The 25,879-nt window shown below is 70.0% G+C and carries 23 protein-coding genes and 1 pseudogene; 13 read left to right on the top strand and 11 right to left on the bottom strand.

Features of this window, described 5'->3' with window-relative positions; genetic code table 11:
• Positions 1 to 41: 41 nt before the first annotated feature.
• Together OO67_RS22255 and OO67_RS22250 are read left to right on the top strand one after the other, a co-directional pair.
• On the top strand, positions 42 to 842 hold the full coding sequence (locus OO67_RS22255) for an alpha/beta fold hydrolase (RefSeq protein ID WP_033302878.1): 801 nt from the start codon (positions 42 to 44) through the stop codon (positions 840 to 842).
• Complete coding sequence (locus OO67_RS22250) at positions 842 to 2,098, top strand: PP2C family protein-serine/threonine phosphatase (RefSeq protein WP_033302877.1); 1,257 nt, start codon at positions 842 to 844, stop codon at positions 2,096 to 2,098. The genes OO67_RS22255 and OO67_RS22250 overlap by 1 nt, the downstream gene beginning before the upstream one ends.
• A gap of 308 nt (positions 2,099 to 2,406) precedes the next feature.
• Here OO67_RS22250 and OO67_RS22245 read toward each other — a convergent pair whose 3' ends face one another.
• Positions 2,407 to 2,622 (bottom strand): dodecin, encoded by a 216-nt coding sequence (locus OO67_RS22245; RefSeq protein WP_033302875.1) that lies wholly within the window; start codon positions 2,620 to 2,622, stop codon positions 2,407 to 2,409.
• A gap of 205 nt (positions 2,623 to 2,827) precedes the next feature.
• Between OO67_RS22245 and OO67_RS22240 the strand changes: the two genes are divergently transcribed.
• The 3 genes from OO67_RS22240 (at position 2,828) to OO67_RS22230 (ending at position 5,904) form a co-directional block, all read left to right on the top strand.
• Positions 2,828 to 4,081, top strand: coding sequence for an extracellular solute-binding protein (locus OO67_RS22240; RefSeq protein ID WP_033302874.1), 1,254 nt, complete (start codon positions 2,828 to 2,830; stop codon positions 4,079 to 4,081).
• 171 nt (positions 4,082 to 4,252) lie between these two features.
• Positions 4,253 to 5,068, top strand: coding sequence for a GNAT family N-acetyltransferase (locus OO67_RS22235; protein ID WP_033302873.1), 816 nt, complete (start codon positions 4,253 to 4,255; stop codon positions 5,066 to 5,068).
• Positions 5,065 to 5,904, top strand: a complete 840-nt coding sequence (locus OO67_RS22230) for a lysophospholipid acyltransferase family protein (protein WP_033302872.1) — start codon at positions 5,065 to 5,067, stop codon at positions 5,902 to 5,904. Before OO67_RS22235 ends, OO67_RS22230 begins: the two co-directional genes overlap by 4 nt.
• Here the strand turns inward: OO67_RS22230 and egtD are convergent.
• From egtD to egtA, 4 genes are read right to left on the bottom strand one after another with little or no spacing between them, the layout of a single operon-like run.
• Positions 5,847 to 6,809 carry an L-histidine N(alpha)-methyltransferase gene (egtD, locus tag OO67_RS22225; RefSeq protein WP_033302871.1) on the bottom strand — a complete coding sequence of 321 codons (963 nt, stop codon included), beginning with the start codon at positions 6,807 to 6,809 and terminating at the stop codon, positions 5,847 to 5,849. The genes OO67_RS22230 and egtD overlap by 58 nt on opposite strands.
• The gene (gene egtC / locus OO67_RS22220; RefSeq protein WP_033302869.1) at positions 6,806 to 7,561 is read right to left on the bottom strand and encodes an ergothioneine biosynthesis protein EgtC; all 756 of its coding nucleotides are present in this window, start codon (positions 7,559 to 7,561) and stop codon (positions 6,806 to 6,808) included. The genes egtD and egtC overlap by 4 nt, the downstream gene beginning before the upstream one ends.
• Positions 7,561 to 8,901, bottom strand: a complete 1,341-nt coding sequence (egtB, locus tag OO67_RS22215; RefSeq protein WP_033302868.1) for an ergothioneine biosynthesis protein EgtB — start codon at positions 8,899 to 8,901, stop codon at positions 7,561 to 7,563. The genes egtC and egtB overlap by 1 nt, the downstream gene beginning before the upstream one ends.
• Positions 8,898 to 10,196: an ergothioneine biosynthesis glutamate--cysteine ligase EgtA gene (gene egtA, locus OO67_RS22210; protein ID WP_033302866.1), complete on the bottom strand. Its 1,299-nt coding sequence runs from the start codon at positions 10,194 to 10,196 to the stop codon at positions 8,898 to 8,900. Before egtA ends, egtB begins: the two co-directional genes overlap by 4 nt.
• A gap of 147 nt (positions 10,197 to 10,343) precedes the next feature.
• Between egtA and OO67_RS22205 the strand changes: the two genes are divergently transcribed.
• Entirely contained in the window at positions 10,344 to 11,180 is an 837-nt protein-coding gene (locus OO67_RS22205; RefSeq protein WP_033302864.1) for a TIGR02452 family protein, read from the top strand.
• Here the strand turns inward: OO67_RS22205 and OO67_RS22200 are convergent.
• Complete coding sequence (locus OO67_RS22200; protein WP_033302863.1) at positions 11,165 to 11,632, bottom strand: type II toxin-antitoxin system PemK/MazF family toxin; 468 nt, start codon at positions 11,630 to 11,632, stop codon at positions 11,165 to 11,167. The genes OO67_RS22205 and OO67_RS22200 overlap by 16 nt on opposite strands.
• Before the next feature lie 397 nt (positions 11,633 to 12,029).
• Here OO67_RS22200 and OO67_RS40005 point away from each other — a divergent pair.
• Positions 12,030 to 12,284, top strand: a pseudogene (locus OO67_RS40005) (LacI family DNA-binding transcriptional regulator); the annotation flags it as partial.
• Positions 12,285 to 12,877: 593 nt separating this feature from the next.
• Here OO67_RS40005 and OO67_RS22195 read toward each other — a convergent pair.
• From OO67_RS22195 to OO67_RS22185, 3 genes are all read right to left on the bottom strand, one after another.
• Positions 12,878 to 13,498, bottom strand: a complete 621-nt coding sequence (locus tag OO67_RS22195; RefSeq protein ID WP_033302862.1) for a TetR/AcrR family transcriptional regulator — start codon at positions 13,496 to 13,498, stop codon at positions 12,878 to 12,880.
• 36 nt (positions 13,499 to 13,534) lie between these two features.
• Complete coding sequence (locus OO67_RS22190; RefSeq protein WP_033302861.1) at positions 13,535 to 15,352, bottom strand: AMP-dependent synthetase/ligase; 1,818 nt, start codon at positions 15,350 to 15,352, stop codon at positions 13,535 to 13,537.
• A 171-nt stretch (positions 15,353 to 15,523) separates the two neighbouring features.
• The gene (locus OO67_RS22185) at positions 15,524 to 16,330 is read right to left on the bottom strand and encodes a TetR/AcrR family transcriptional regulator (protein WP_244300288.1); all 807 of its coding nucleotides are present in this window, start codon (positions 16,328 to 16,330) and stop codon (positions 15,524 to 15,526) included.
• 149 nt (positions 16,331 to 16,479) lie between these two features.
• Here OO67_RS22185 and OO67_RS22180 point away from each other — a divergent pair, with 149 nt between their 5' ends.
• The 5 genes from OO67_RS22180 to OO67_RS40875 all read left to right on the top strand — a co-directional run bounded on the left by OO67_RS22180 (position 16,480) and on the right by OO67_RS40875 (position 23,133).
• Positions 16,480 to 17,709, top strand: coding sequence for an oxygenase MpaB family protein (locus OO67_RS22180; RefSeq protein ID WP_033302860.1), 1,230 nt, complete (start codon positions 16,480 to 16,482; stop codon positions 17,707 to 17,709).
• A 203-nt stretch (positions 17,710 to 17,912) separates the two neighbouring features.
• The gene (locus OO67_RS22175) at positions 17,913 to 19,136 is read left to right on the top strand and encodes an oxygenase MpaB family protein (protein WP_033302858.1); all 1,224 of its coding nucleotides are present in this window, start codon (positions 17,913 to 17,915) and stop codon (positions 19,134 to 19,136) included.
• A gap of 323 nt (positions 19,137 to 19,459) precedes the next feature.
• On the top strand, positions 19,460 to 21,766 hold the full coding sequence (locus OO67_RS22170; protein WP_033302857.1) for a molybdopterin cofactor-binding domain-containing protein: 2,307 nt from the start codon (positions 19,460 to 19,462) through the stop codon (positions 21,764 to 21,766).
• Positions 21,767 to 21,780: 14 nt separating this feature from the next.
• A complete protein-coding gene (locus tag OO67_RS22165) occupies positions 21,781 to 22,257 on the top strand; it encodes a (2Fe-2S)-binding protein (protein ID WP_033302856.1) in 477 nt (158 codons plus the stop codon).
• A 471-nt stretch (positions 22,258 to 22,728) separates the two neighbouring features.
• The gene (locus tag OO67_RS40875; RefSeq protein ID WP_244300287.1) at positions 22,729 to 23,133 is read left to right on the top strand and encodes a hypothetical protein; all 405 of its coding nucleotides are present in this window, start codon (positions 22,729 to 22,731) and stop codon (positions 23,131 to 23,133) included.
• Positions 23,134 to 23,210: 77 nt separating this feature from the next.
• On the opposite strand, the gene trxA is transcribed toward OO67_RS40875, so the two are convergent.
• The gene (trxA, locus tag OO67_RS22155) at positions 23,211 to 23,594 is read right to left on the bottom strand and encodes a thioredoxin (RefSeq protein WP_033302855.1); all 384 of its coding nucleotides are present in this window, start codon (positions 23,592 to 23,594) and stop codon (positions 23,211 to 23,213) included.
• Positions 23,595 to 23,710: 116 nt separating this feature from the next.
• Between trxA and OO67_RS22150 the strand changes: the two genes are divergently transcribed.
• Complete coding sequence (locus OO67_RS22150) at positions 23,711 to 25,156, top strand: dihydrolipoyl dehydrogenase family protein (RefSeq protein WP_033302854.1); 1,446 nt, start codon at positions 23,711 to 23,713, stop codon at positions 25,154 to 25,156.
• Positions 25,157 to 25,767: 611 nt separating this feature from the next.
• Here the strand turns inward: OO67_RS22150 and OO67_RS36955 are convergent.
• Positions 25,768 to 25,879, bottom strand: a 112-nt coding sequence (locus OO67_RS36955) for an RICIN domain-containing protein (RefSeq protein ID WP_157841712.1), incomplete at its 5' end; no start/stop codon positions are given.

The raw sequence follows: 25,879 nt of genomic DNA, 5'->3' as shown, positions 1-25,879 counted from the left end.
CAGGCCAGGCCGTCAGGTGCGGGGAGTGGCAGGATGTTCTCATGGACGTTCTGCGGAGAAACCGCGTGACGGTGACGGGCCGGGACGACGGCCCGGTGGTGATGCTCGCGCACGGCTTCGGTTGCGATCAGAACCTGTGGCGCCTCGTGGCTCCCGAGCTGGAGAAACGCTTCCGGGTGGTCCTCTTCGATCACGTGGGTGCGGGGCGCTCGGACGCGTCCGCGTGGAGTCCTGAGCGGTACTCCTCCCTGGACGGCTACGCGGAGGACGTGATCGAGATCTGCCGTGCACTCGGACTCGGGCCCGTGACCTTCGTCGGGCATTCGGTCAGTTCCATGATCGGTGTTCTCGCCGCCAACCAGGAGCCCGGCCTCTTCGACAGACTGATCCTCCTCACCCCGTCGCCGTCCTACATCGACGACGGTGACTACCGGGGCGGGTTCAGCGCCCAGGACATCGACGAACTGCTCGAGTCGCTGGACAGCAACTACCTCGGCTGGTCCGCGGTGATGGCACCGGTGATCATGGGGAACCCCGATCGCCCCGAGCTGGGCGATGAGCTGACCAACAGCTTCTGCCGCACGGATCCCGAGATCGCCCGGGTGTTCGCGAGAGCGACCTTCCTGTCCGACAATCGGGCGGATCTCGCCAAGGTGACCGTCCCGACGTTCATCGCCCAGAGCGCGCGCGACTCGATCGCCCCGCGCGAGGTGGGCGACTTCGTCCACGCGCAGATCCCGGGCAGCGAACTGGTCACTCTGGACGCGACCGGCCACTGCCCCCAGTTGAGCGCCCCCGAGGAGACGACCGAAGCGATCATCGCCTTCGTGCAGGGGCCTTGATGGCACGCCCGGGCGGCGAGGAGGCCGACGGGTCGTGGGCCGCGGGAGACCGCGACCAGGAACAGCTGTCGTTCTCCGCGCTGCTGGACGACAGCGCGGAGGACCTCTACGAGAACGCTCCGTGCGGCTACCTCTCCACGCTGATGGACGGGCGGATCGCCAAGGTCAACGGAACCCTGCTGAGATGGCTGGGTCGCGACCGCGAGGAACTGGTCGGCCGCGAACAGTTCTCCGACCTGCTGACCGTCGGCGGCAGGCTGTACCACGAGACGCACTTCTCGCCCCTGCTGCGGATGCAGGGCGAGGTCAACGGTGTCGCCCTGGAGCTCAGGGCCGCGGACGGCAGCCGGCTGCCCGTCCTGGTCACCTCGGTCGTCAAGCGGGACAGCAGCGGCGAGCCGTTGCTCATCCGGACCACCCTCCTGGACGCCCGGGACAGGCGCGCCTACGAGCAGGAACTGCTGCGGGCCAGGCAGGAGGCCGAACGCGAACGCGAACGTCTGCGCCGCCTCGCCACGACGCTGCAGCGCACGCTGATCCCGCCGGCCCTCGAGCCGGTGCCGGGGCTGGACGTCACCGCGCACTACCACTTCGCCTCCTCCGACGAGGTGGGCGGGGACTTCTACGACCTGTTCCCTCTGGCCGCCGGCCGATGGGGGTTCTTCATGGGGGACGTACGGGGCAAGGGCGCGGACGCGGCCGTGGTGACGTCGTTGGCGCGCTACACCCTGAGGGCCGCGGCGGTCTCCGATCCGGTTCCGGCCACGGTCCTGGCCAACCTCAACACGGCGCTCAACCAGCAGTTCCAGGACGACGAGCCACGCTTCTGCACCGTGATCTTCGGTCTGCTCGAACCCGAGGGCGGTGACAGGGGATTCCATGTCGTCCTGGCCGGCGGCGGACATCCCCCTGCCGTGCTGCTGCGGGCCGACGGCACCGCGGACTACCTGCCCACGCCAGGCGGCCAGCTGGTCGGCGTCGTACAGGACGCGCAGTTCACCACGGCGGTCGTCGAGCTGCGCCCCGGTGACACGATGCTGCTCTACACCGACGGTCTCACCGAGGCACGTGACCTGGCCACGGGTGAACGCTACGGCGACGAGGCGCTCCTCGACTTCGTGCGGGCCCTCGCACCCGTCTCGGCTCCCCGCGCCGTCCAGGCCGTCACCGGGCTGCTGGACTCGTTCGGAGAAGGACTGGACGACGACATCGCCCTGCTGGCGGTCGGCGTGCCCCGCCGGGAGACTCCGGCCTGACGGTGGGGACGGCGTTCCACCACGGCTTTTGGGGCCGAAGGAAGGCGTGAGCCCGGTGCGGGCGAGTTCCGGGGGAGTGCGCCGGCCGGCCCGCCGTACCGAGCGGGAGAGCGCTGGAACGACCGGCCGGTAGGCGAGGCCCGCGTCCTCGTCCATGACGTGCCGGTGCGCGACGCCCCCGGGCGCGCCGCGTTCACGTTCATCACGTGGTGCCCGGTGGGCCTTCGCCCGCCGTCGCTGAAGGAAGCCCGGAGCGGGAGAGGCGTACGAGAGGAACGGCCGCGGCCCTGTTGCGCGCGCAGGGCCGCTCAGGGGGTCTCGTCGAGCCGGAAACCGACCTTGAGCCCCACCTGGTAGTGGGCGATGCGCCCGTTCTCGATATGGCCGCGGACCTGAGTCATCTCGAACCAGTCGAGATTGTGCAACGTTTCGGAGGCTCTTGCGACGCCGTTCCGGATCGCCGCGTCCAGTCCCTCCTCGGAGGTTCCTACGATCTCGGTGACCCGGTAGGTGTGATTAGACATCAAATGTCTCCTTTCGTGGTTCCACGGTGCCTCACTCCGCGTCGGCGCGCGAGGTGTCCCGATCGCCGGCCGGTGGCAGGCAGGGGCTTGACCTGCGGATTGGTACATACCAAACTCCGGGCCATACGCCCGTGCGAGCGCCGCCCGCAGTCCCCCCATCCGGGTCCTGTCGTGCCGTTGTGCCGTTTCGCAGAAGGTGACCCCCGTGAAGATCCGCAGACTGGCCGGAGCCGTCGCGCTCGTTTCCTCCGTCGCGCTGAGCGGCTGCGGTCATATCCCAGGCTCAGATGCCGAGAGCAGCACGGTGACGGTATGGCTCATGAAGGGCAGCGCCTCCCAGGGTTTCGTGGACCGCTTCAAGAAGTCGTACGAGGCCGAGCACCCCTCTGTCGAACTGGAGTTCGTCATCCAGGAGTGGGGCGGCATCGGCCCCAAGGTCCTCAAGGCGCTCGAGGGCGACGACGCGCCGGACGTCATCGAGGTCGGCAACACCCAGGTCGCCCAGTACGCGGAGAGCGGTGAACTGCGCGATCTCACCCTGGAGTCGATCCGCGACCTCGGCGCCGAGGACTGGCTGCCGGGACTCGCGGAACCGGGCAAGGTCAACGGCGCGCAGTACGGAATTCCGTGGTACGCGGCCAACCGCGTCGTGATCTACAACAAGGACCTCTTCGCGGAGGCGGGGATAACCGAACTCCCCAGGACCCGGGAGGAGTGGGTGGACGTCAGCGAGAGACTGGACACCGCCGACCGGCAGGGCATCTACCTCGCCGGGCAGAACTGGTACGTACTCGCCGGGTTCATCTGGGACGAGGGCGGTGAGCTGGCCGACGACACCGGAGGCGACTGGCAGGGTGCACTCGACTCGCCCGCCGCCCTGCGGGGCATGGACTTCTACAAGACGCTTCAGGCGCTCGGCAGCGGACCCAAGGACGCCGACGAGCAGTCGCCCCCGGAGACCGATGTGTTCGCCGGGGGCAAGGTCGCCCAGATCATCTCCGTGCCCGGCAGCGCCGCACTCATCGAGCAGCAGAACCCCGCGCTGAAGGGGAAGCTGGGCTACTTCCCCATACCGGGCAAGAGCGTGGCCAAGCCGGGCGCCGTCTTCACCGGAGGATCCGACCTGATCGTGCCGGAAGGCGCCGACCACCGGGGCGAGGGCATCGAGGTCGTCAAGGCCCTCGCCGGGGCGAAGTGGCAGACGGAGCTGGCACGTGCCATGAGCTACGTGCCCAACAAGCCGGCGCTCGCGAGCGTGGTGGAAGGCCAGGAAGGAACCTCCGCGATGGCGGAAGGCGCCACCGAGGGCCGCGCCACCCCCAACTCGCCCAACTGGCCGGCTGTCGAGGCGGACAACCCGATCAAGCCCTACATGACGGCGGTGCTGGAGGGCGGCGATCCGGCGGAAGAGGCGAAGAAGGCGTCCGATCGCATCACGTCCAAGCTGATCACCGGCTGACGGCCCCGCGAAGGGCACGCCCCTCTATCCGGGGATTCAGCCGTCGCACATCCCCGCGCTCCACAGCGGTCATGTCGAATCCAGCCGGTGACGGAAGAAGTAGGGGGCCGGGTTGTCGCACTCCCGCGACAGCCCGGCAGCCGCCCCGCTGATCCGTCCCCGGAGACTGCCATGACCGTGCTGCCCCTCACTTCTCCCACTCCCACCCCCGTCGGCGTCCCCGCGCCGCGTCCGGCCGCTGCCGCCGTCCCCCCGGAGTACCGGGTCTCGCTGGCCACCTGCGAGGAGGACGTACGCGCCGCCCAGCGCCTGCGTCACCTGGTCTTCGCCGGAGAGCTCGGCGCCAGGCTCGACAGCGCCGAACCCGGTCTGGACAGCGACGCCTTCGACGCGTACTGCGACCATCTGCTGGTGCGCGAGGTGGCCACCGGAGAGGTGGTCGCCACCTACCGGATGCTGCCGCCCGAGGGAGCCAGGCGGGCAGGCGGCCTCTACGCGGAGAGCGAGTTCGACCTCGGGCGGCTCGGCCCGATCCGCGACGACCTCGTCGAAGTGGGCAGGTCCTGTGTCCACCCCGCGCACCGGGACGGTGCCGTCATCGCCCTGATCTGGGCCGGACTCGCCCGCTACATGGAGCGCACCGGCCACACCTGGCTGGCCGGCTGCTGCTCCGTACCCCTTGCCGACGGCGGAGCGCTCGCCGCCAGGAGCTGGGACACCGTACGGACCCACCACATGGCGCCCGAGGAGTACTGGGTCACGCCCCACCGCCTGTGGGACACCACAGGTCACCCCGGCGGCGGCGCGGGCGGCCGCGCCGGACTGCCGCCGCTGCTGCGTGGCTATCTGCGCCTCGGCGCATGGGTCTGCGGAGCCCCCGCGCACGACCCGGACTTCAACGTCGCGGACCTCTACGTCCTGCTCTCGATGCACCGTACGGACCCGCGCTACCTGCGCCACTTCCTCTCGCTGGCGCCGCTGCGATGAGCGCCTGGCTGCCCGTCGCCCCGTGCACCCCGCGCGACTGCGCGCACCACGAGGGCGCGGCGCGTGCGGCGCTGCCCGCCGCGGCTCTGCTGTTCGCCGGTTGTGCCCTCACGCTGCTCGGGGTGCTGTGCGTGCCCGCGGTGCTGCTCCTGCGGCCCTCGCACCGCGACCGGCTGACCCGGAGGTGGGCGTACGCGGTGGTCCGGGCCTTCGGCGTACGCATACGGATCACCGGGAGCCCGGCCGGGCGGGCCCGTCCGGCGTCGGGCGAGCTCGTGGTCGCCAACCACGTCTCGTGGCTGGACATCCCGCTCGTGGCGGCCGTGTTCCCCGCCCGGATGGTCGCCAAGAGCGAGATACGGAACTGGCCGCTGCTGGGACCGGTCGCCGCCCTCGGCGGCACCCTCTTCATCGAGCGGGACCGCCTGCGGTCCCTGCCGCACGCGGTGAAGGCCCTCGCCGGGGCGCTGGCCTCCGGATCACGGGTCGCGGTGTTCCCGCAGGCCAGCACCTGGTGCGGCAGGGACGGCGGCGGCAGGTTCCGGCCCGCGGCCTTCCAGGCCGCGATCGACGCGGGCGCCGCCGTCCGCCCGGTCCGCATCAGCTACCGGACGACGGGGACGAACGCGGCGGGAGCCGCCGCGTTCGTCGGGGACGATCCGCTCGTCGCCTCCCTGTGGCGCGTGGTGACCGCCGCCGGGCTCACCGCCGAGATCCGGGTCCTCCCACCCGTCCCGGCGGACGCCGGTCCCGACCGGCGGGCACTGGCGAGGACGGTTCAGTCCACCGTCGCCAGCGACAGAGCGAACCTGCCCGCCGCGTCCGTCCACCACTGATCCAGCCGCAGCCCCGCCGCGGAAAGCTCGCCGCGCACGCTCTCCTCACGGAACTTCGCGGAGATCTCCGTACGCAGATCCTCGCCCTCCTCGAACTGCACGACGAGATCCAGCTCCCGGATCTTGACCGTCAACGCCCGGCGGGCGCGCAACCGCATCTCGATCCATTCGTGGTCCGGGTCCCAGAGCGCCACATGACCGAAGTCGCCGGGCGGGAAGTCCGCACCCAGCTCACGGTTCACCACCGCCAGCACGTTCTTGTTGAAGGCAGCCGTCACCCCGGCCGCGTCGTCGTACGCCGCGACGAGGGTTCCCTCGTCCTTGACCAGATCGGTCCCGAGCAGCAGGCCGTCCCCGGGCGCGAGCCGCGCCCGCACGGAACGCAGGAAGTCAGCGCGCTCCTCCGGAAGCAGGTTTCCCAGCGTTCCGCCGAGGAACACCACCAGCCGCGGGCCCGGGCTCTCGGGCAGTTCCAGGGCATGCGTGAAATCGGCCACGAGCGCGTGCACCGAGAGCCCCGGGCGTTCGGCCAGCAGAGCCCGCGCCGCGCCCGCGAGGGCGCTCTCACTGACATCGACCGGCACGTAGGTGTGCAGGTCCGGAAGGGCGTCCAGCAGGTGCCGCGTCTTCTCCGAGGAGCCCGATCCCAGCTCGATCAGGGTCCGGGCTCCGGACGCGGCGGCGATCTCACCGGAACGGGCGACCAGGATCTCCCGCTCGGCACGCGTCGGGTAGTACTCGGCGAGCCGGGTGATCTCCTCGAAGAGTTCACTGCCGCGAGCGTCGTAGAACCACTTGGGCGGCAGCGTCTTCGGGTGCTGTGTCAGACCACTCAGCACATCGGCGCGCAGCGCCGCGTCCGTCGCGTCCGCAGGCAGGGTGCGGGTCAGCAGGAAGGGACTCACGCGGTGGGCTCCTTGAGCGGGGTCAGCAGGACATCGGTACGTGTCGCGGTCAGCAGCGTGCGGTCCGGGACCTCGCGCCAGGACGGGTCGTCGTCGTACGGCTCCGAGGCCACCACCGTGCGGCGGCCAGGTTCGTGGAGAAACCAGAGGGAGTCGCCCCACGTGGTCGCCACGATGGTGGAGCCGTCGGTGAGCAGGAGATTGAGCCGTGAACCGGGGGCGGCGGCGCCGACGTCGAGAACGGTGTCGGTGACCGCCCGAGCTATCTCGTCGCCCTGCGTGACCCGGTGCAGCACCAGCGCCCAGATCAGTGCCGAATCGCTCCGCGCCGTCAGGCTGAGCAGCCGCTCGGGGGGCAGGGCGCCGGCCAGCGGTGCCAGGGTGCCGGGCCAGCCCCGCACCGCACCGTTGTGGCTGAACAGCAGACGTCCCTCGGCGAAGGGAGCAGCGGCCGCCTCCCCGTCCGCCCCGGCGAACGTCGCGTCACGGACCGCGGCGAGCAGCGCCGTGCTGCGCACCACGCGGGCCAGGTCAGCGAAGGTCTCGTCGCCCCACACGGGCCCGGAGCGGCGGTAGCGGCCCGGCAGGGGATCACCGTCCGCGTACCAGCCGACCCCGAACCCGTCGGCGTTGACGGTGCCGTACCGCTGACGCCGGGGCTCCCAGGACTGGCGCACGAGCGCGTGAGGAGGGGAGACGAGAACCTCACCCAGAGCTGCGGGCAGCCCGACGTAAGCGATATGACGGCACATCAGGCATCCCTCGCCGTACGGAATCCGGAGAAGATCTGGCGCCGGACGGGGAGGTCCCAGTTGCGGAACGTGCCGCGGCAGGCGACCGCGTCCACGGCGAACGAGCCGCCGCGCAGCACCTTGTGGCCGGGGCCGAAGAAGACCTCCGAGTACTCGCGGTAGGGGAACGCGACGAAGCCGGGATAGGGCAGGAAATCGCTCGACGTCCACTCCCACACATCGCCGATCAGCTGGCCCGCGCCCGCCGGTGAACGCCCGGCGGCGTAGGCACCGGCGGCGGCGGGCCGCAGATGCCGCTGGCCCAGGTTGGCCCGCTCGGGTGTCGGGTCCTCGTCGCCCCAGGGGTAGCGCAGTGAACGCCCCGAGGCCGGGTCGTGCCGCGCCGCCTTCTCCCACTCGGGCTCGGTCGGCAGGCGACGCCCCGCCCAGCGTGCGTACGCGTCCGCCTCGTACCAGCTGACGTGGAGGACCGGTTCGTCCGCCTGGACGGGCTCGGTCACCCCGAAGCGTCGCCGCAGCCACTGCCCGGCGTCCCGGCGCCAGAACAGTGGTGCGGTCAGGCTGTGTTCGCGGACCATCGCCCAGCCCGCGGGTGCCCACCAGCGTTCCTCGGTGTAGCCGCCGTCCTCGATGAAGCGCTGGTACGCGCCGCACGTGACCGGGGCGGTGTCGATGTGGAACGCCGCCACTTCACGCCGGTGCGCGGGCCGCTCGTTGTCCAGTGCCCAGGGCTCGGTCGAGGTTCCCATGGTGAACGGGCCTCCCGGTACCAGGACTTCGGCAGGCAGCGTGACGGCACCGGCAGGCCCGGGAGGCTCCGGAGCGCTGAGCACCGCCGGACCCGACCGCAGCTGATGGGTAATCAGCATCGTTTCGTCGTGCTGCTGTTCGTGCTGGGCGACCATGCCGAAGGCGAAGCCCGCCCGCTCGAGCGGGCGGCCCTCGCCGTGCAGCGGCGCGCCACCGAGGATGTCCAGGGCGCGGCCGCGTACGTCGGCGGCGTACGTCCGTGCCTCCGCCGGTGCCAGCAGGGGCAGCGAGGGCCGGCTGGCCCGGGAATGCTCGAAGGCGTCGTACAGCCCGTCGATCTCGGGGCGCAGCGCCTCGCGTCCGCCCACGGCCCGGAGCAGCCACAGCTCCTCCTGGTTCCCGATATGTGCCAGGTCCCAGACCAGGGGCGACATCAAGGGGGAGTGCTGCGCGGTGAGTTCGTGGTCGTCGACGCTGTCGGTGAGCAGGGCGGTGCGCTCGCGGGCGTTGAGGAGTGCGGCCAGGGCGCGCTCGCGCAGAGTCTCCGCGTCGAGCTCCTGGCCGGTGTGCGGAGCAGGAGTGTCAGTCATCGGACCGGACCCTTTCCGTAAGGCGCGTGTGCCGGGTCGGGAAGATCGTCGGCCGGACATCGGCCCCGGGCCACATAGCGCTCATGGAAGGCCGCGACCGTCCTGAGGACGTGGTCGCTCGCCCCCATCCTCGGCAGCGCCTCCAGCGCGGCCGTGAAGCAGACCGCCGCTGCCGCCGCCAGCTCCGGATCGCTCAGCCCGTCGCGGGCCGCAGCCGTCCAGAGCGGGTTGCGGGGCGCCGCCGGCAGGCCCGCGGTCTCGGCCAGAGGTTTCACGGTGCGGTAGACGGTCTCAGCCGCCTCCGGGTCGTCGAACAGGGCGGTGGCGACGGCCAGCGGCACCAGCCAGCCGTCGGCGCCGCTCTGGGCGTCGATCATGCGGAGCTCCAGATGCCCGCGCGGACGCACCGGCGGGAACAGCGTGGTGAGGTGGTAGTCGAGATCCGCCCGCAGCGGCGGACGCGGCCCACCGCCGCGGATCCATTCCCGGAACGTCAGACCGTCGGGCACGTCCCACGGGCCGTCGGCGTTCCGGACGCACATCACGGGCGTGGAGAGCACATGCGCGGCCCACGCGTCCCGGGGTGCGAGACGGCCCTGCGGCGCGAGTGTCCTGGCCGGATCGAGGTCGGCCCACAGCGCCTGACGGGTCGACCGCCAGCCGGTGCGCCGGCCCTGCTGGAAAGGCGAATTGGCGAAGGCGGCCACCAGTACCGCGCCCAGCAGGTGCCCGAGCTGCCAGCGGCGCCCGTAGCCGAGCGGTCCCGGTTCCTCCTCGCCGGCGTCCAGGCAGACCTGGACGGACGCGGAGGTGCACATCATCGCGCGGCCGGCGGGACCCGACCGGTCGAGCGCGGATTCCATGGCGTCGTAGCGCGGCTCCTGGAGCAGACGCCGGGGCGGATGCCACGGATCCACGCCGATGCCGGCCAGGGCCAGCCCGGCCCGGCCGAGGGTGTCGCGTACGGAGGCCAGATCGGCGGCCGTGGCGTCGATGCACGCCATCAGGGAGCCCGCCGGCTGGGAGCTGAGCTCCAGCTGACCGCCCGGCTCGAAGGTCAGTGCCGCGTCCAGCGGGGTCGCGCGCACGGCGTCCGCCGAGGCACGCAGGCGGTCGTGGGAGACGGCTGCCTGGGGATGTTCACGGTCGTGAATGAGCCATTCCAGCTCCACACCGACCGTCCGGGGCGGTCCTGTCTTGAAACATATGCCGCGGAGCAGATCCTCCGCCTCTTCCTCGCCGAGGGGTGCGGCGTCGACGGGCAGGCCGTGCTGGCCAAGAGTGTCCGGGGGCATGCTGGGCCTCCTCTTCGGGTGCTTCCTTCCCACCCAAACCCTTACCGGGAGTTCGCACAAGGGTGCCCCTGGGCGAGGGAAAACCGGTTGCGTCCATGCCGCCGTGCCGCCCAGCATGCCCCGTATGCACCACACGGGGGCGCGTCCATGAGCGCACGACTGCGCGGTATCGCGCGCGAGACCGAGTCCATCGTCAGGGCCGGGCGGTACCGCACGCCCGAGGGGTGCGAGGTGACGATCGAGCGCGCCCTGGCCACCGCGCTGTCCGGTACCCGGCTGTACGGCCCCGAGCCCGTGCCCGTGGCCGCCCTGGACACCGACCGCAGCCCGGTCATCGAGGTGACGGACGAGACGAGCCTGCGGGCGGCACGGCGGATGACGGGCGAGGCGGCGGCCAAGGTCGCCGTGCTGAACTACGCCTCGGCCCGCAATCCGGGCGGCGGCTATCTGAACGGCGCGCAGGCCCAGGAGGAGTCCCTGTGCCGCGGCTCAGCGCTCCACGCCACGCTGCTGCGGGCCTCCGAGTTCTACGCGCACCACCGCGCCGAGCGCAGCGCCTTCTACACCGACCGGGTCATCCACTCACCCGGAGTACCGGTCTTCCGCGACGACCGGGGGAGACTGCTGGAATCCCCGTACGCCGCCGGTTTCCTCACCTCGCCCGCACCCAACGCCGGAGTCATCCGCAGCCGGGCCCCGGACCTCGTCCCTCGCATACCCGCCGCGCTGGCGAGCCGTGCGGAACGGGTGCTCGAGGTCGCCGCCGTCCGCGGCTACCGGCGGCTGGTGCTGGGAGCGTGGGGCTGCGGCGTCTTCATGAACGATCCGGCTCAGGTGGCAGGTGCCTTCCGCGGCCTGCTCGTCGACGGCGGGCGGTTCGCGGGCCACTTCGAGCAGATCGTCTTCGGCGTTCCGGACCGGGATCCCGACTCCGCCGTCCGCGCGGCCTTCAGCCGGGCCTTCTGCGGTCAGCTCCAGCCGTAGCGCTCCCGAAGCCGCCCCACGACGAGGTCGTACCTGACCCGGTCCAGCGCACAGGCCTCACGGCGCATTCCGTCCTCGTGCACCCGCAGCACACGGTCCAGGTCCACCCAGGACGGCCGTCCCGAGCTGTCCCACGGGCCCGCGCCGAGCGCGACCCACTCGTGGTCCCCGGCGTGCTGCTTGCTGGACAGCTGTACGGCGAGAAGAGTGCCCGTCTCCTCCCGGGCGACGACGAGGACCGGCCGGTCCTTGCCGCGACCGTCCCTCTCCTCGAACGGCACCCAGGTCCAGACGATCTCGCCGGGGTCCGGATCGCCGTCGCGGTCGGGAGCGTACGAGGTGCGGACGGGGCCCACATCGAGTGGTTCGGCCTCCGTGGTCGCGGCCGGGCCGCTGCGGCCGGGGAAGTCGGTCGTGCTGTCGCTGCTGTGATTGTGGTGCTGGAACGTCATCGCAACACCGTAGGACCTGGACAGCCCGGCCTGTGGAGCGGGTCGGCGGAACGGGGCCGCGGGCTCGAGCTCAGGCCCCCGTCCTCCGACGCCCGTCCGGCATCCTCGTGGTCGCCGGACTCCTCACGGCGGACGTGCCGCCCCGGCCTCTGGCGCGGTGTCAGCCCCACTGCCGCAGCCACGTCCGGTGTTCCGGCGGAGCTCCTCACCCGCGCGGCCCGGCACACGGCGCCGCCGACGCGCCGATGCGCGCGGCACCCGGGCGTGTCGCGCGGCCGGATCAGGATCCGGCCCGCACGCGCGGGTGGATGTCCCCCGTTGATGCCCCGGCCCGTCAGCAGGTCCTGACTGTCGGGCACCGGAGGCGACGAGCCAGTGACCCGAGCAGCCCGCCGGCATCTCCGTACCGACCAGCGCCGATGTGGCGCGGCTCGTGGGAGCGTCCCTGGCCACGGTCTCCCGCGTACTGAACGACAACACGACCGTGCGGATCGGTGAACCCACGCGCCGCACGGTCAGGGAAGCCGCCGCCGACCTCGGTCACGTCCCGCACGCGGCGGCCAGGCATGTCGTGGTCCGCCCAGGCTTCACCCCTCCGGCCAGGAGCGCCTCCAGCCGGTCCCACTGTCTGCCCCTCAGACACCGCCCGTCGCGGTCCGTAGTCACTTCGCAAGCGAGACATACACGCGCAACGGGCCCGGTGTGCTGCGCAAAGAGATGGCCGAGTAGGTGAGCGGGCGTCAGGATCACCGCCCATGGAACTCATTTGCTGACGACCCGGCGGCTGCTGAGATCAGGGGGTGACGCGCACAGACACGCCTGCAGACGGGAGCCGCCAGGGCCCCGGAGACCGGGCCTGGCTGTCGAGGAACTGGCACTCATTCGAGATGTCAGGCTTCAGGGATGGCACGGCCTGCTGTGCGCACGGTGCTCCTTCAGGTCGGGCTCCGGTTCGGTCCCGGTCGTCGACGGCCGGGACCCCGGCCTTCTCCAGAGAACCGCGCCCAGGCCCTCAGGCGGGAGTCCCTGCTCTTCCAGGTAACGGCAGTACCTCGCACGCCGCCGGACGTGCTCGACGCCATCGACGAGATCGTCGCCCCCGGCGCGGTCAACCCGGTCGACAACAGCTACGGCGACTTCGAGCTGCGCGCCGACCAGCGGCGAAGGTGACGCGGGACGGCTCAGCAGGTCGGATCCACCGCCTGGCCCGGCCGACCGTTCCGACTCGCACGTGGTCGCCCGAAGTCAGGCTGACCGCAGTGCGGGGAAGACCGTGTTCACCAGATGGAGAATGGTGCGTGTCAGCATGACGTGCAGGTCGCTGCGGCTGAGAGTGCCGCGTACCAGCCATTCCCGTGAGGCGGCCTTGAGCATGCCGCTGTGGGCGCGGATCATTGCCCGCAGTCTCTGCCGACCTTCGACGACGTCGGTCATCATCGCCGCCTCCAGCACGCGGTCGGTGGCGATCTCGTCGGCCTCGAGCATGATCTGGTCGATATCCGGGTCGTTGCCGAGTGCTTCCAGACCGATGGCGGACAACCACATCTCACGGTTGCGTTCCACGACTTCGAGCCATCTGTCCACGCAGATCGACAGACGTTCCTCCGGGGTCGTCGGGGGGAGCAGCTCCGAGACCGAGGCGGGAACGACCATCATCTGCCGCACCACCTCCAGGTAGAGCTGCCGCTTGCTGCCGAAGTAGTGACTGACCAGAGCACGGGCCACTCCGGCCTCCGCGGCGATGTCGGAGACGGACACCGTGGCATAGCTCCTGGCCCCGAACAGCCGGCGTGCCACGCCGAGAATCTCGGCACGGCGTGCCTCCGGTTCCATTCGGCGCCGCCGGGTCTGGTGCTGAACGCTCATGCCGTCCTTCCGTTCGTGGCCCTGGCGGTTCGGGCTTCAGGTGTACATCGACTCGATCGTGGCGGCGTGCAGTTCGTCGATGGCGCGGCGACGCAGGCTCAGTGTCGGTGTCAGCTCGCCTGTCTCCACTGTCCACGGGCCCGGCAGCACACAGTGCTGCCTCACCCGCTCCGAGCGGGAAAGCGCCGTGTTGGCCTCTGCGACCGCCTCGTCCACGGCTGCCAGCACCACAGGGTGGCGGGACAACTCCTCCAGGCTGCATGCGGCGATACCGTTCGCCTCCGCCCAGAGCGGTGCCGTCTCCTCGTCGAGCACCATCAGTGCTGTGATGTACCTACGCCTGTCTCCGATCGCGACGGCATGGGCCACCAAGGGGTGGGCCCGTAGCCGGGACTCGACTCCGGCCGGGGCGACGTACTTGCCGGCATCGGTGATGATGATCTCCCTCTTGCGATCGGTGACCGTCACGACCCCTCTGCAGTCGACCATCCCGACGTCACCGGTGGACAGCCAGCCTTCCGCATCGGTCGCCGGATCGACGCGTCCGTCGGGCCGAAGGTAACCGGTGAAGACAGCGGGACCTCGAACGAGGAGCTCACCGTCCTGGGCCTCCTTGACTTCCATGCCAGGTCCTGGCAGCCCGACCGAGCCGATCGCGAACACCTCGGGGGTACTGACGGTCGCCGCTCCGGTGGTCTCGCTCATGCCCCACACCTCGTAGACGGGGAGGCCCACGCTCGCCAGGAACTCCAGGACCGTGGTGGAGACGGGCGCCGCACCGCTGAAAGCCCGGCGGCAGTCGTCGAACCCGATGGCGGCGCGGAGGGGCTGCAGCAGCTGCGCGTCGAGTTGTTCCAACGGCTCGGTGAGGTCCGCAGGAAGCTGCTTGCCTTCGGAGCGAAGGCGAAACACTTCCAGGACGGTCTGCCTCGCCTGGGCGATCGCCTCCGCCTGCTCCTGGGTGAAGACGGCCAGCTTCGCCCTGAGCCTGACGGCGAGCTTCTCCCACACCCGCGGGACTCCGAAGAAACTGTGGGGGCGCACCACGAGCAAAGTGGGCAGGAGCTGGTCGGGGTGCGGGCAGATGGTGACGTGGCCGGCGTTGCAGATCGGCATGTACATACCGAGCACCCGCTCGGCGACGTGTGCCAGGGGAAGGTACGCGACCGATCGGGGATGCTCCGGTACGGGGGCGAGCTGATCTTGCATCAGGGACTGGTGAATCACGTTCCGGTGGGAGAGCACCACGCCCTTGGGGTCGCCGGTGGTACCGGACGTGTACACGAGGGCCAAGGGCTGGTCGGCGGTGGCGGCATCAGTGAGCGCCTCGAACGCGCCGTCGTCAGGCGGTACGGCGCCACGCAGGGCCGCGTAGCCGACGAAGCGTGGATCGTCGGCGGGAGCGGCTGCCCGGTCGAGGACGACGACGGCGCGCAGGTCCGGCAAGCCGTCCAGAACCGGCTTCCAGCGCCGCACCTGTTCCTCCCCCTCCAGGACGAGGACGGTGGCTCCGCTGTGCCGGGCCACGGCGCCGATCTGTTCGGTGCTCAAAGTGTCGTAGATGCTGCACGGCAGTGCGCCCACGTGAATCGCGGCCAGGTCGGCGATCCAGTGCTCCGCCCGTTTGGACATCGCGATGAGCACCCGGTGGCCGCGCTCCAGGCCGAGCGTGGTGAAACCGCGGGTGAGGGCGGCGACCTCCGCGCGTAACTGCGACCAGGTCAGTGTGACCGCTCCCGGGTCGATTCCGGTGGTCAGCGCGGGACGGTCGGCGAAGCACTGAGCGTTTCGGCGCAACAACCCAGTGATGGTCAATCCTTCAACGGACTTGTGCAGCTGCTCTGCTGTAGCCACGACGGGCTCCCTCCATTGCGAACCACGAGCGCTTTCGTTGAGCGGCTCTCACAGTGGGACCCTTGTTGGCTTCGTGTCAACAGTGATGCCGCGCCGAGGTCGAGTGGGCGATCCCCTCTGCGGTGAAGCTGCCGAAGTGCCTGCTGGGCAGGGCTGCTGGGCCTTGGTCCGCTATTGACGCTGAGCCGACAGGTATTCGTTCGGTCGCGCCGCACACGCCCGCGCGGCCCGGCCGTGCGAGGAGCGATTCGAGTCGCCTGCCGTGCCGACGGCAGAGTCGAGGCGGACGGACGGCTCGGAGTGGGCGTCCCGCCCCGGTCCGAGCATCGGGACGAGGAACTGCACGGCCACCGCACGCATCTGCGCCTCGTCGTCGAGGTTGACGACATGGCTGGGGATGACCAGCAGGGACGCCGAGATCCGGACCATCATCTCGGCGACCAGGCCCACGTCGACATCGTCGGCGACGTTCCCCGCCGACTGCTCCTGGAGGAGGCGCCCCGCGACGAACTGCTGCACCACACCCAAGGTGCGCCCCCCGTCGCTGGTCATGGACGGCACGATGGCGTCCGGCTCAGCGATCATCAGGCCACCGATCAGGGGGTTGTGACGGATCGCGCGCATGGAGCTCGCGAAACCCACGGCGACCCTGTCGGCGATGTTTCCAGCACTTCGGATGTCGACGATGAACTGGTCGAAGTACTGCCGGAACTCGCGCCGGACGACGTGCTCGACCAGCAGACTCTTGGATGCGTACCGGCGATAGACGGTGATGCGGGAGACGCCCGCCAGTCGCGCCACGTCCGACATGGTGGAGCGTTTGATTCCCGTGCGACAGAACTGCTCGAAAGCGGCGTCGAGCAGGCGTGCAGCCATCTCGTCATCCTGTTCGGCCCCCTGGACGGCGTCGGAGAACGCGATGTCGAGCAGCGACGGGCCGTCCGAGAACTCTCCGAGAACCGTGTGGACAGGTTTCACGATCGCCTCCCTGATTCCGCTGAGCCTCTGGCGTCCAGGCTCCTGTTGTGCTCCCCTGGGATACAGAGATGCTCGATGTGTTTCACCGTATCAAAAAGGGTCACAGGGCTACAGGTCTGCACACAGGGCTCAAGGAGGAGTTCGAAACGATGGACGGACTCAGCAGGCGAAGGGTGCTGCTCACCGGCGGGACTTTAGGCGCGTTCGGGGCGCTGAGCATGGCGTCACCGGCTCACGCCCGGTCCCTGTGGACGTGGGCGCCGAGCGGTTCGGTTGCTGGAAAGGGGGCGGGGCTCGACCCCGACTGGGTCTGGGACGAAGAGGTGGACCGGCTGGTCGCGGCCGTGATCGACCGGGGTGACGTTCCCAGGGTCAACGAGCTGTTGCGGCAGTGGACCCGCAACGACCAGCCGCTGCCGACCGCCCTTCCGGCGGACCTGCGGGAGTACATGGAAAGGGCGCGGCAACTGCCGGCCTGGGCCGACCGGGCCAAGCTGGAAGTGGCGGCCGAGTTCAACAAGTCCCGGGGTCTCTACCTCAACCTGCTCAACGGAGTGGGCGGCGGCATGCTGAGCACCGCCATCCCGAGGGAGGCGCGCAGCGTCTACTACTCCAAGGGCGGCGCCGACATGGAGGACCGTGTCGCCAAGACGAGCATGCTCGGGTTCGCCGTCGGAGACCTGAACGCCTTCCGGCCCGACGGTGACGTCATCGTGCAAGCCGTCAAGACCCGGCTGGTGCACGCGGCGGTCCGGCACCTCCTGCCGCAGTCCCCGGCCTGGGCCAGGACCAGCGGCGGCCAGACGGTCCCGATCAGCCAGGCGGACATGCTCGTCACCTGGCACAGCCTGCCCACCTACGCCATGCGGAAGATGCTCGAGTGGAAGGTTCCGATCACCTCCACCGAGGCGGAGGGCTATCTGCATGTGTGGCAGGTGACGGCGCACATGCTCGGCATCCGCGACGAGTACATCCCCGCCACGTGGGACGAGGCCGACGCGCAGTCCAAGCAGGTACTCGACCCGGTCCTCGGCCCGACGCCCGAAGGTGTGGAGCTGACCGACATCCTGCTGGGACAGCTCGCGGAGCAGACCAGCCCCGGCGGCATCGACCGCCCCCTCGTCAACGCGCTCGGCCGCTACCTGGTCGGAGACCAGGTGGCCGACTGGGACGGCATCCCCGAGGAACCGTTCTGGGAGAAGGCGATCGCAACCGCCTGGCCGAAGCTGGTGGCCTTCCGGGAGAAGTTGATCCCGCTGCCGCTGGTTCCCCCGCTCGCCTGGACGATCGACGAGGCGGCCCGGAAGTACATCCTCTTCTACCTCACGAAGGGGCAGGGGACGGAGATCAGCATCCCCGAGACCAACCGTCCCGGCTGAAGCGCGCGGGCGGTTCCGGCGCCCGCGACAGGATGTTCGCCGCGCCGTTCTGACCGTGAACACCGAGCCGCGAAGGAAATGGTCGGAGTGACCGGACTCCTGCCGGGCCACGGGCCCGGTGCGGAGGCCGGAGCCCAGGGGCACGTCTTCAGTTCGCTCGCATGACGTGTCATCAGCCAGACCTCAAGGAGGAGTTGAAAGACATGGACGGACTCAGCAGGCGCAGGATGTTGATGGCGGGCGGGGCGCTGGGAGCGCTCGGTGCCCTGGGAGCGGCCTCACCCGCCCAGGCGCGCCCCGCGTGGACGTGGGCGCCGAGCGGCTCGGTCGCAGGTAAGGGGGCAGGGCTCGACCCCGAGTGGGTGTGGGACGACGAGGCCGATCCGGTACTCGCCGCGGTGATCGAACGTGGTGAGGTGGCCGAGGTCAACAAGTTGTTGCGGCAGTGGACCCGTAACGACCAGTCCCTGCCGGCCGGCCTCCCCCCGGACCTGCGGGACTTCATGGAGCAGGCCCGGCAGATGCCGGCCTGGGCGAACAAGAGCAAGCTCGCCGCCGCTGCCCGGTTCACCACGAAGAAGGGGATCTACACCGGCGCTCTGTACGGGCTGGGCAGCGGAATGATGAGCACGGCCATCCCCAGGGAGGCACGCGCCGTCTATTACTCCAAGGGCGGTGCGGACATGAAGGACCGCATCGCCAAAACGGCCCAGCTGGGCTACGACGTCGGCGACCTGGACGCCTACCAGCCCCGGGGCGGGATGATCGTCACCGCCGTGAAGACCCGGTTGGTACACGCGGCGGTCCGCCACCTGCTGCCTCAGTCCCCGGGCTGGACCAGGTCCGGCGACGGCCAGACCATCCCGATCAGCCAGGCCGACATGATGGTCACCTGGCACAGCCTGCCTACGTTTGTCATGCGCAAGCTAATCGACTGGAGGGTTCCGATCACCTCCACGGAGTCGGAGGGCTTTCTGCATGTGTGGCAGGTGACCGCGCACCTGATGGGTATTCGGGACGAGTACATCCCCGCCACCTGGGACGATGCCAACGCCCAGGCCAAGCAGGCCCTCGACCCGGTTCTGGCCTCCACACCCGAGGGCGAGGAGCTGACCGACGTGCTCCTCGACATCGTCGCCGAACTCGACGCCGGCCTGACCCGCCCCCTGATCAACGCCTTCGCCAGGTACACGCTCGGGGACCGGACCGGTGACCTGGTCGGGCTGGACAAGGAGCCGTTCTGGCAGCCACTGATCAGCGCCGCCTGGCCGTTGCTGGTGGCCTTCCGTGAGGGGCTGATCCCGCTGCCGCTCGTGCCCGCGGGCGCGTGGGCCGTGGAGGAGGCCCTTCGTAAGTTCGTGCTGCTCTTCCTCTCCGAAGGAAGGGGAATTCACCTCGAGATCCCTGACGCCAACCGCCCGGCCTGAGCCGAAGGCGTACGAGGCGGGGCGCGGGGTGGGCCGTTGGCGCGACCCCGCGTCGCCGCACCCCAGGCCTCGGTCGCCTCGGGCGGATCGTGCTGCCCGCCGCAGGCCGAGATCCCGAAAGCGATGACGACGACGTGCGGTGATGGAATGATGAAGACGATCTACAAGCATGGTCCCGAGGCTGCGCTGCCGCCTGCCCGGGCAGGTTCCGCGACAGCCATACATGGAAGAGTCGAGCATCGGCCGACCTCGCGGCATCATGACGGCTTCGGCGCCGCGCACCTCGCCGATACCGCGGCGGCCGAGCCGGGAGAAGGAACCACATGACCGGCACCGACCACCCGGCTCAGCAGGAAGCGGATCCGCACAGCGTCGGCAGGCGCAGGTTCCTCGGCTACGTGCTGGCCGCTCCCACTCTGATGGCGGCCGCCGAACTCGTCGCCGCACCGGAGGTCCGGGCGGACATCCCCTCGCCCGAAGTCACAGAACTGATCGATCTCAACGACGTGATGACCGTAGCGGCTCTGCCGACCTCCGGGTTGATCACCGTCGAGGTCAACCACGACGGCACCGTGTCCTTCGCGCTGCCGCGGGCCGAAGTGGGACAGGGCATCACCACGTCGACGGCCATGCTGATCGCCGAGGAACTCGATGTGCCCGTGGAGCGAGTGCGTGTCACGCTGGCCGACGCGCGCCCGGAGCTGCTGTTCAACCAGCTGACCGGCGCGTCCAACACGACGATCTCGACCTACACCCCGGTCCGGGTCGCCGCGGCCATCGCCCGGAGCCGTCTGCTCGAAGCCGCAGCAAGCCAACTCGGCGCTCCCGTCAGCAAGCTGACCTTGAGGGCCGGGGTGGTCACCGGCCCGTCGGGCAGGAGTGTCGGTATCGGCGCACTGTCGGCCCAGGCCGCGGGTGTCCGGACCCAGCGGGTGGCCGTCGCTCTCAAACCGCGCGAGGAGTTCACCGTCATCGGCAAGCCGCAGGGCCGCGTCGACGCCCTCGCCGCGGTCACCGGACGTAAGAAGTTCGCCATGGACCTCGCCGTCCAGGACGCCGAACCGACCATGGTCTGCCGCCCGCCCACCATCAACGGCAAGGTGGGTTCGGTGGCCAACCTCGGCGAGGTCCGTAGTATGCCGGGTGTCACCGACGTGGTCACGATCTCGACCGGGGTGGCTGTCCGTGCGAAGACCTTCGGCCAGTGCATCGACGCGGTACGCGCACTGCGTGTGTCGTGGAAGCCGGGCAGCGCGGAAGGAAAGTCCGACGAGACCGTGCTCGCGGAGTTGCAGGCCGCCGAACTCCCGCTCGGCCTGCCACCCCTCACACCGAGTGTGGAGGGCAAGTTCACCTTCTACTTCCGCAGCAACAGTGCGCTCGAGACCAACTGCGCGGTAGCCGATGTACGGCCCGGCAGCGCCGAGATCTGGTCGAGCCTGAAAGCACCGATCGTCGCGAAGGAGGCGATCGCCGCCAAGCTCGGTCTGCCGCTCGGCGCGGTCACCGTGCACGTCACCGAAGGCGGCGGTTCCTTCGGCCGGAAGCTGTTCTTCGACGCCGCGCTGGAGGCCGTCGAGATCTCCCGGAAGATCGGCAAACCGGTCAAGCTCATGTGGCACCGCGCGGACGACTCCCGGCAGGGGCGCGCCCACCCCATGGCCACGTCACGCGTACGCATCGCCTATCTCGGTAACACCGTCCTCAGCTACAAGCAGAGGCACACGAGTGTCGCCACCGACCTCAGCCACGGGCTCGGCGAGATCTTCACCGCCCTGGCAGCGAAGCTGCCCGTGGGCGACATCGGGTTCTCCGAGACGTTCTTCCAGCTCTCCCAGTCGATGCCCTACAACTTCGGTGCGAACAGCCGGCTTCTGAGTGAGACGGACAAGAGCTTCAACACAGGCAGTATGCGCAATGTCTATTCCCCGGACGTCACCTGTGCCCGAGAGCTCGTCGTGGACCGCCTCGCCGAGAAGATGGGCAAGGACCCCTTCGAGATCAGGCGTGACTTCCTCCGGGACGACCGATCCCGGGCGGTGCTGGAGAAGGTCGCCGACGCCGGACGCTGGGGCCGGACGATGCCGGCGGGCATGGCTCAGGGAATCGCGTTCCACTCCGAATACCACGCTGTCAGTGCCGTGCTGGTGGAGATCGACTGCAGGCCAGAAACGGTCAACCGCCCCATCCGCAACGGTGTGGCCGGACCGCGTGTGACCAGGGCCGTCGTCGCTGTGGACGTCGGCCTCGTCGTCAACCCACGCGGTCTGGAAGCGCAGATGATGGGCTGCGTCATGGACGGCATCGCCCTGACCCTGACGTCCAGCCTGCACCTGCGCGACGGGCATTTCCTGGAGGCCAGCTGGGACAACTACTTCTACACCCGCCAGTGGAACACGCCGCCCGAGCTGGACATCATCATCATGCCGACGACGACAGGAAAACCCGGGGGTGCCGGGGAACTCGGCGTCGCAGCGTCGATGGCCGCAGTCGCCTGTGCCTATGGCCGCGCCACCGGAACGATGCCCACCAGCTTTCCGGTCAACCACGGCACGCTGTCCTTCGCGCCGAAACCGACCGTGCCACCCGTCCCCGAGTCGCCTACCGACGGCCTCGAGCACGTCCGCTGACGCAAGGAGAACCCGTGCCTGAGCACACATTTCGCCTCAACGGCGAGCTGGTCACCGTCGATGTCGAGGACGACGTGCGCCTCCTGTGGGTGCTGCGCGACATCCTGGGCGTCACCGGTCCGAAGTACGGATGCGGCATCAACGTCTGCAAGGCGTGCACCAGCCACCTCAACGGCAAAGCGGTCAACCCCTGTGCGGTCCCCGTCAGCTCCCTCCGAGCCACCGACGAGATCACCACGATCGAAGGACTCCCGGCCACGGTGGGGGCGGACCTGCACCCGATGCAGCAGGCGTGGATCGATCAGGACGTCGCCCAGTGCGGCTACTGCCAGCCCGGCCAGATCATGGCCGCCGTCGCACTCGTTCGACGGACGGTCGAAGAAGGCCGCGAAATCACCGAAGCCGACCTTGACGGCATCCGCAACATCTGCCGCTGCGGCACCTACTTCCGCATCCGGGACGCCATCAGGACGGGCGCCAAGAACATGTGAGTGACACGGACCGCGAGGCTGGGCCGAGTTGGGTAGGTCCTTTGCGACGGTCTTGAACTGACCGGCACCTCGGCGGGGGACCGGATGGAGCCGGCCCGGGCCGGCGCGGGCGAGCGCAACGGAACGGGCCGGCAGTGAGCCTCAGGGCTCGTGTGATTCTGGGGGCGGTTGGCGGTCGCAACCGGCGACGCCCTCTTCTCCCGGCGGCTGCCAAGGCGCTCATCAAGGGGTTCCTTTGCTCCCGCCAAGAGGAAACAGTGCCAGGGATACCAGAACCCCTCAGGATCCATCCCGCTCGTGAGAGGCAGGTCATGACACTCGTAGCAGCGGGGGAGACCGACGCGGAGATCGCCTCCGGCCTCGCCGTGAGCCCGTTGGATGTCGCGGTGGTGACCCTCGAAACCAGCTGAAGGGGGGCCGGCCAGGCGTTGCGACATGCGCGGGACGCGGTGGATGTCTAGCGTCTTCGGCATGAGCCATCCGCAGAGCTACGAGATCCTGCTGTTCCCGGAACCGGGGGAGTCCGCCGCCGGTACCCCCGCACCCGGCACCGCCATCCGCTCCGCGGTCGTGGCAGCCACCGGGGACACCGGGACATCCGGGTACCCGCGCTACGCGGGGGAGGGCATGGTGGCGGACATCGACCCGGCCTCGCACACCGTGGAAGCACTGCTGGTGGACGGCGCGGAGCTGGACTACGGCCTCACGGTCAGGGTCGCCGAGCACATCGGCGGTACGGAGGAACCGGAGACGGAGGAACCGGAGACGGAGCGAGCAGAGCCGGCTGGCGGCGGCGAAGCCCCGGAGCCGACCGGAGAGGGCCAGGCGCCAGGCGCCCCTTCCGCCCCCGCCCCGGAGGAACCCGGGAACAGCTGAGCCCGTGCCGTCCGTCCATGACGAAGGCCCGGCCGAGCGGCCGGGCCCTCATCACGTCTGCCGAAGGTCCTCAGGGACTACTGCTGCTCCTGCTGCTGAGCCTGCTGCTGTTCCTCGACGGACTTGCGCACCTCGTCCATGTCCAGGTTGCGCGCCTGTCCGATGACATCCTCCAGGGCCGCCTCGGGGAGCGCCCCGGGCTGGGAGAAGACCGCCACGTTGTCGCGGACGATCATCAGCGTGGGAATGGACCGGATCTCGAAGGCAGCCGCCAGCTCCTGCTGGGCCTCCGTGTCGACCTTGGCGAAGACCAGGTCGGGGTGGCGCTCGGAGGCCGAGTCGTAGACCGGGGCGAACTGCCGGCACGGACCGCACCAGGAAGCCCAGAAGTCGATCAGCAGGAATTCGTTGTCGCTCACGACCTGATCGAAGTTTTCCTTGGTGAGCTCTACGGTGCTCATACGCTTTTACCTCTTCCTGGGACCGTTCCGACCTGTTCCGGCACAACGGTGACGTCACTTGCGGTATTCCGCCTGCCCGTGTGGCCGCGGCGCACACCCACGAGGACACTGTTCCCATGACTGATGTTGAGGGTGCGCAGCGCAGGGAATACGACGTCGTCGTCATCGGAGCCGGCCCCGTGGGAGAGAACGTGGCGGACCGGGCCAGGGCCGCCGGACTGAGCACCGCGGTGATCGAGTCGGAACTCATCGGCGGTGAGTGCTCGTACTGGGCGTGCATGCCCAGCAAGGCACTGCTACGCCCGGTCGTCGCGCGTGCGGACGCGCGACGTGTACCGGGACTGAGCGGCGCGGTGCAGGGACCCCTCGACGTGGACGCGGTCCTCGCCCACCGCGACGAGCAGACCTCCCACTGGAAGGACGACGGCCAGGTGGCCTGGCTGGAGAGCATCGGCGCGGACATCTACCGGGGCAAGGGCCGGCTGACCGGAGTCCGCCAGGTGTCCGTCACCGCAGCCGACGGGACGGAGCAGCACCTCGGCGCGCGGCACGCCGTCGCCGTCTGCACCGGGAGCCGGGCGGTCGTCCCCGCACTGCCCGGCATCGCGGACGTCCGGCCCTGGACCAGCCGCGAGGCGACCAGCGCCAAGGAGGTGCCGGGCCGGCTCGTCGTCGTGGGCGGGGGAGTGGTCGGCGTGGAGATGGCGACCGTCTGGCAAGGGCTCGGCGCACAGGTGACGATGCTGATCCGGGGCAGGGGGCTGCTCCCCAAGATGGAGCCCTTCGCGGGCGAGCTGGTCGCCGAGGCCCTGACAGAAGCCGGAGTGCGTGTCCTTACCGGAGTATCGGCCAAGGCCGTGAGCAGGGCAGGTCACGACGGCCCGGTCACCGTCGAGCTGGACAACGGGGAACGGCTGGAGACCGACGAGATCCTCTTCGCCACCGGCCGGGCCCCGCGTACCGACGATCTCGGGCTGGACACGGTGGGGCTGGAGCCCGGGTCCTGGCTCGCCGTCGACGACAGCTGCCTCGTCGAGGGCAGCGACTGGCTGTACGGGGTCGGCGACGTGAACCACCGCGCGCTCCTGACCCACCAGGGCAAGTACCAGGCACGCGTCGCGGGAGCCGCGATCGCCGCCCGTGCCCAGGAGACCCCTCTGCTCGAGACGGACCGCTGGGGCGCCCACGCCGCCACCGCCGACCACGCCGCCGTCCCCCAGGTCGTGTTCACGGACCCGGAGGTGGCCTCGGTCGGCCTCACGCTCGCCGAGGCCGAGGCGGCGGGCCACCGGGTCCGCGCAGTCGACTACGACCTTGCCTCGGTCGCCGGCTCCGGCTTGTACGCACAGGGCTACAGAGGACGGGCCAGGATGGTCGTCGACCTGGACCGCGAAATCCTGCTCGGTGTCACCTTCGTCGGACCGGGCATCGGTGAACTGCTGCACTCGGCGACCATCGCCGTGACGGGTGAGGTCCCCGTCGAACGGCTGTGGCACGCGGTGCCGGCCTACCCGACGATCAGCGAGGTCTGGCTGCGGCTGCTGGAGACGTACCGCGGTTGACGCCGGACGGCGGAGGCGTGTGTGTGGCCCGGCGAGTGGGCGGGCTGCTGGGTCGAGGCCCTGGGGAGGCCGAGCCGCGGCAGCGGATCACCGCCGTTCATCTTTGCGAGTACCCGGCGCCTGCCGGCTCTCGCGGTAGAGGTCGATGGTGAGAGCGACGGCGGTGTGGGTGGCCGGTTTGGGGGTCCCGCCGGCGCCAGATGAGGTGGACGAGGACGGGTTCGGCGTCGCGCAGGGGGCGCCGTTCCTCGCAGACCTGCTCGCACTGCGCCGTTCTCCGGTGTGTTCATGGTCGACGATCGTCCAGATGGCTGTCCACGCGGCCGCCTCGAGGTGCTGGTCCAGCACGACGAGGCCGACCAGGCGGCGAAGAGCGGGTTGACGCTCGGCAGCTGCGCTCGGCCGAGGTCGCCGTCCTCCAGCTGGAGCAGTGGGGTCTCGTCTCTCGGACCCGCGTGACCGAAGAAATGAAAGAACTGGCGGCCCCACCTGTGCTCAGGAACGGCGGCGGGAGCTTCGGCGTCGCACTCCCGCCGCCGTCACCGGCCCGGTAGCGCGGCCGGTTCCGTCGTCACCGCCTCCCGCGGTGACGACGGAGTCGAGCAGGGCGCTCAGCCAGGCAGCACCCACTTCTGGTTGACGGCGGAGAGACAGGTCCACAGGTGGAGCTTGGTTCCGTCGGTGGAGGAGACGCCGGCCGCGTCGAGGCATTTGCCGGACTGC

This window comes from Streptomyces atroolivaceus (genome assembly GCF_000717025.1).
In the GTDB taxonomy this organism is placed as follows: domain Bacteria; phylum Actinomycetota; class Actinomycetes; order Streptomycetales; family Streptomycetaceae; genus Streptomyces; species Streptomyces atroolivaceus.
The sequence above is the reverse complement of the archived record's forward strand: the minus strand, read 5'-3'. Positions and strand labels throughout refer to the sequence as shown.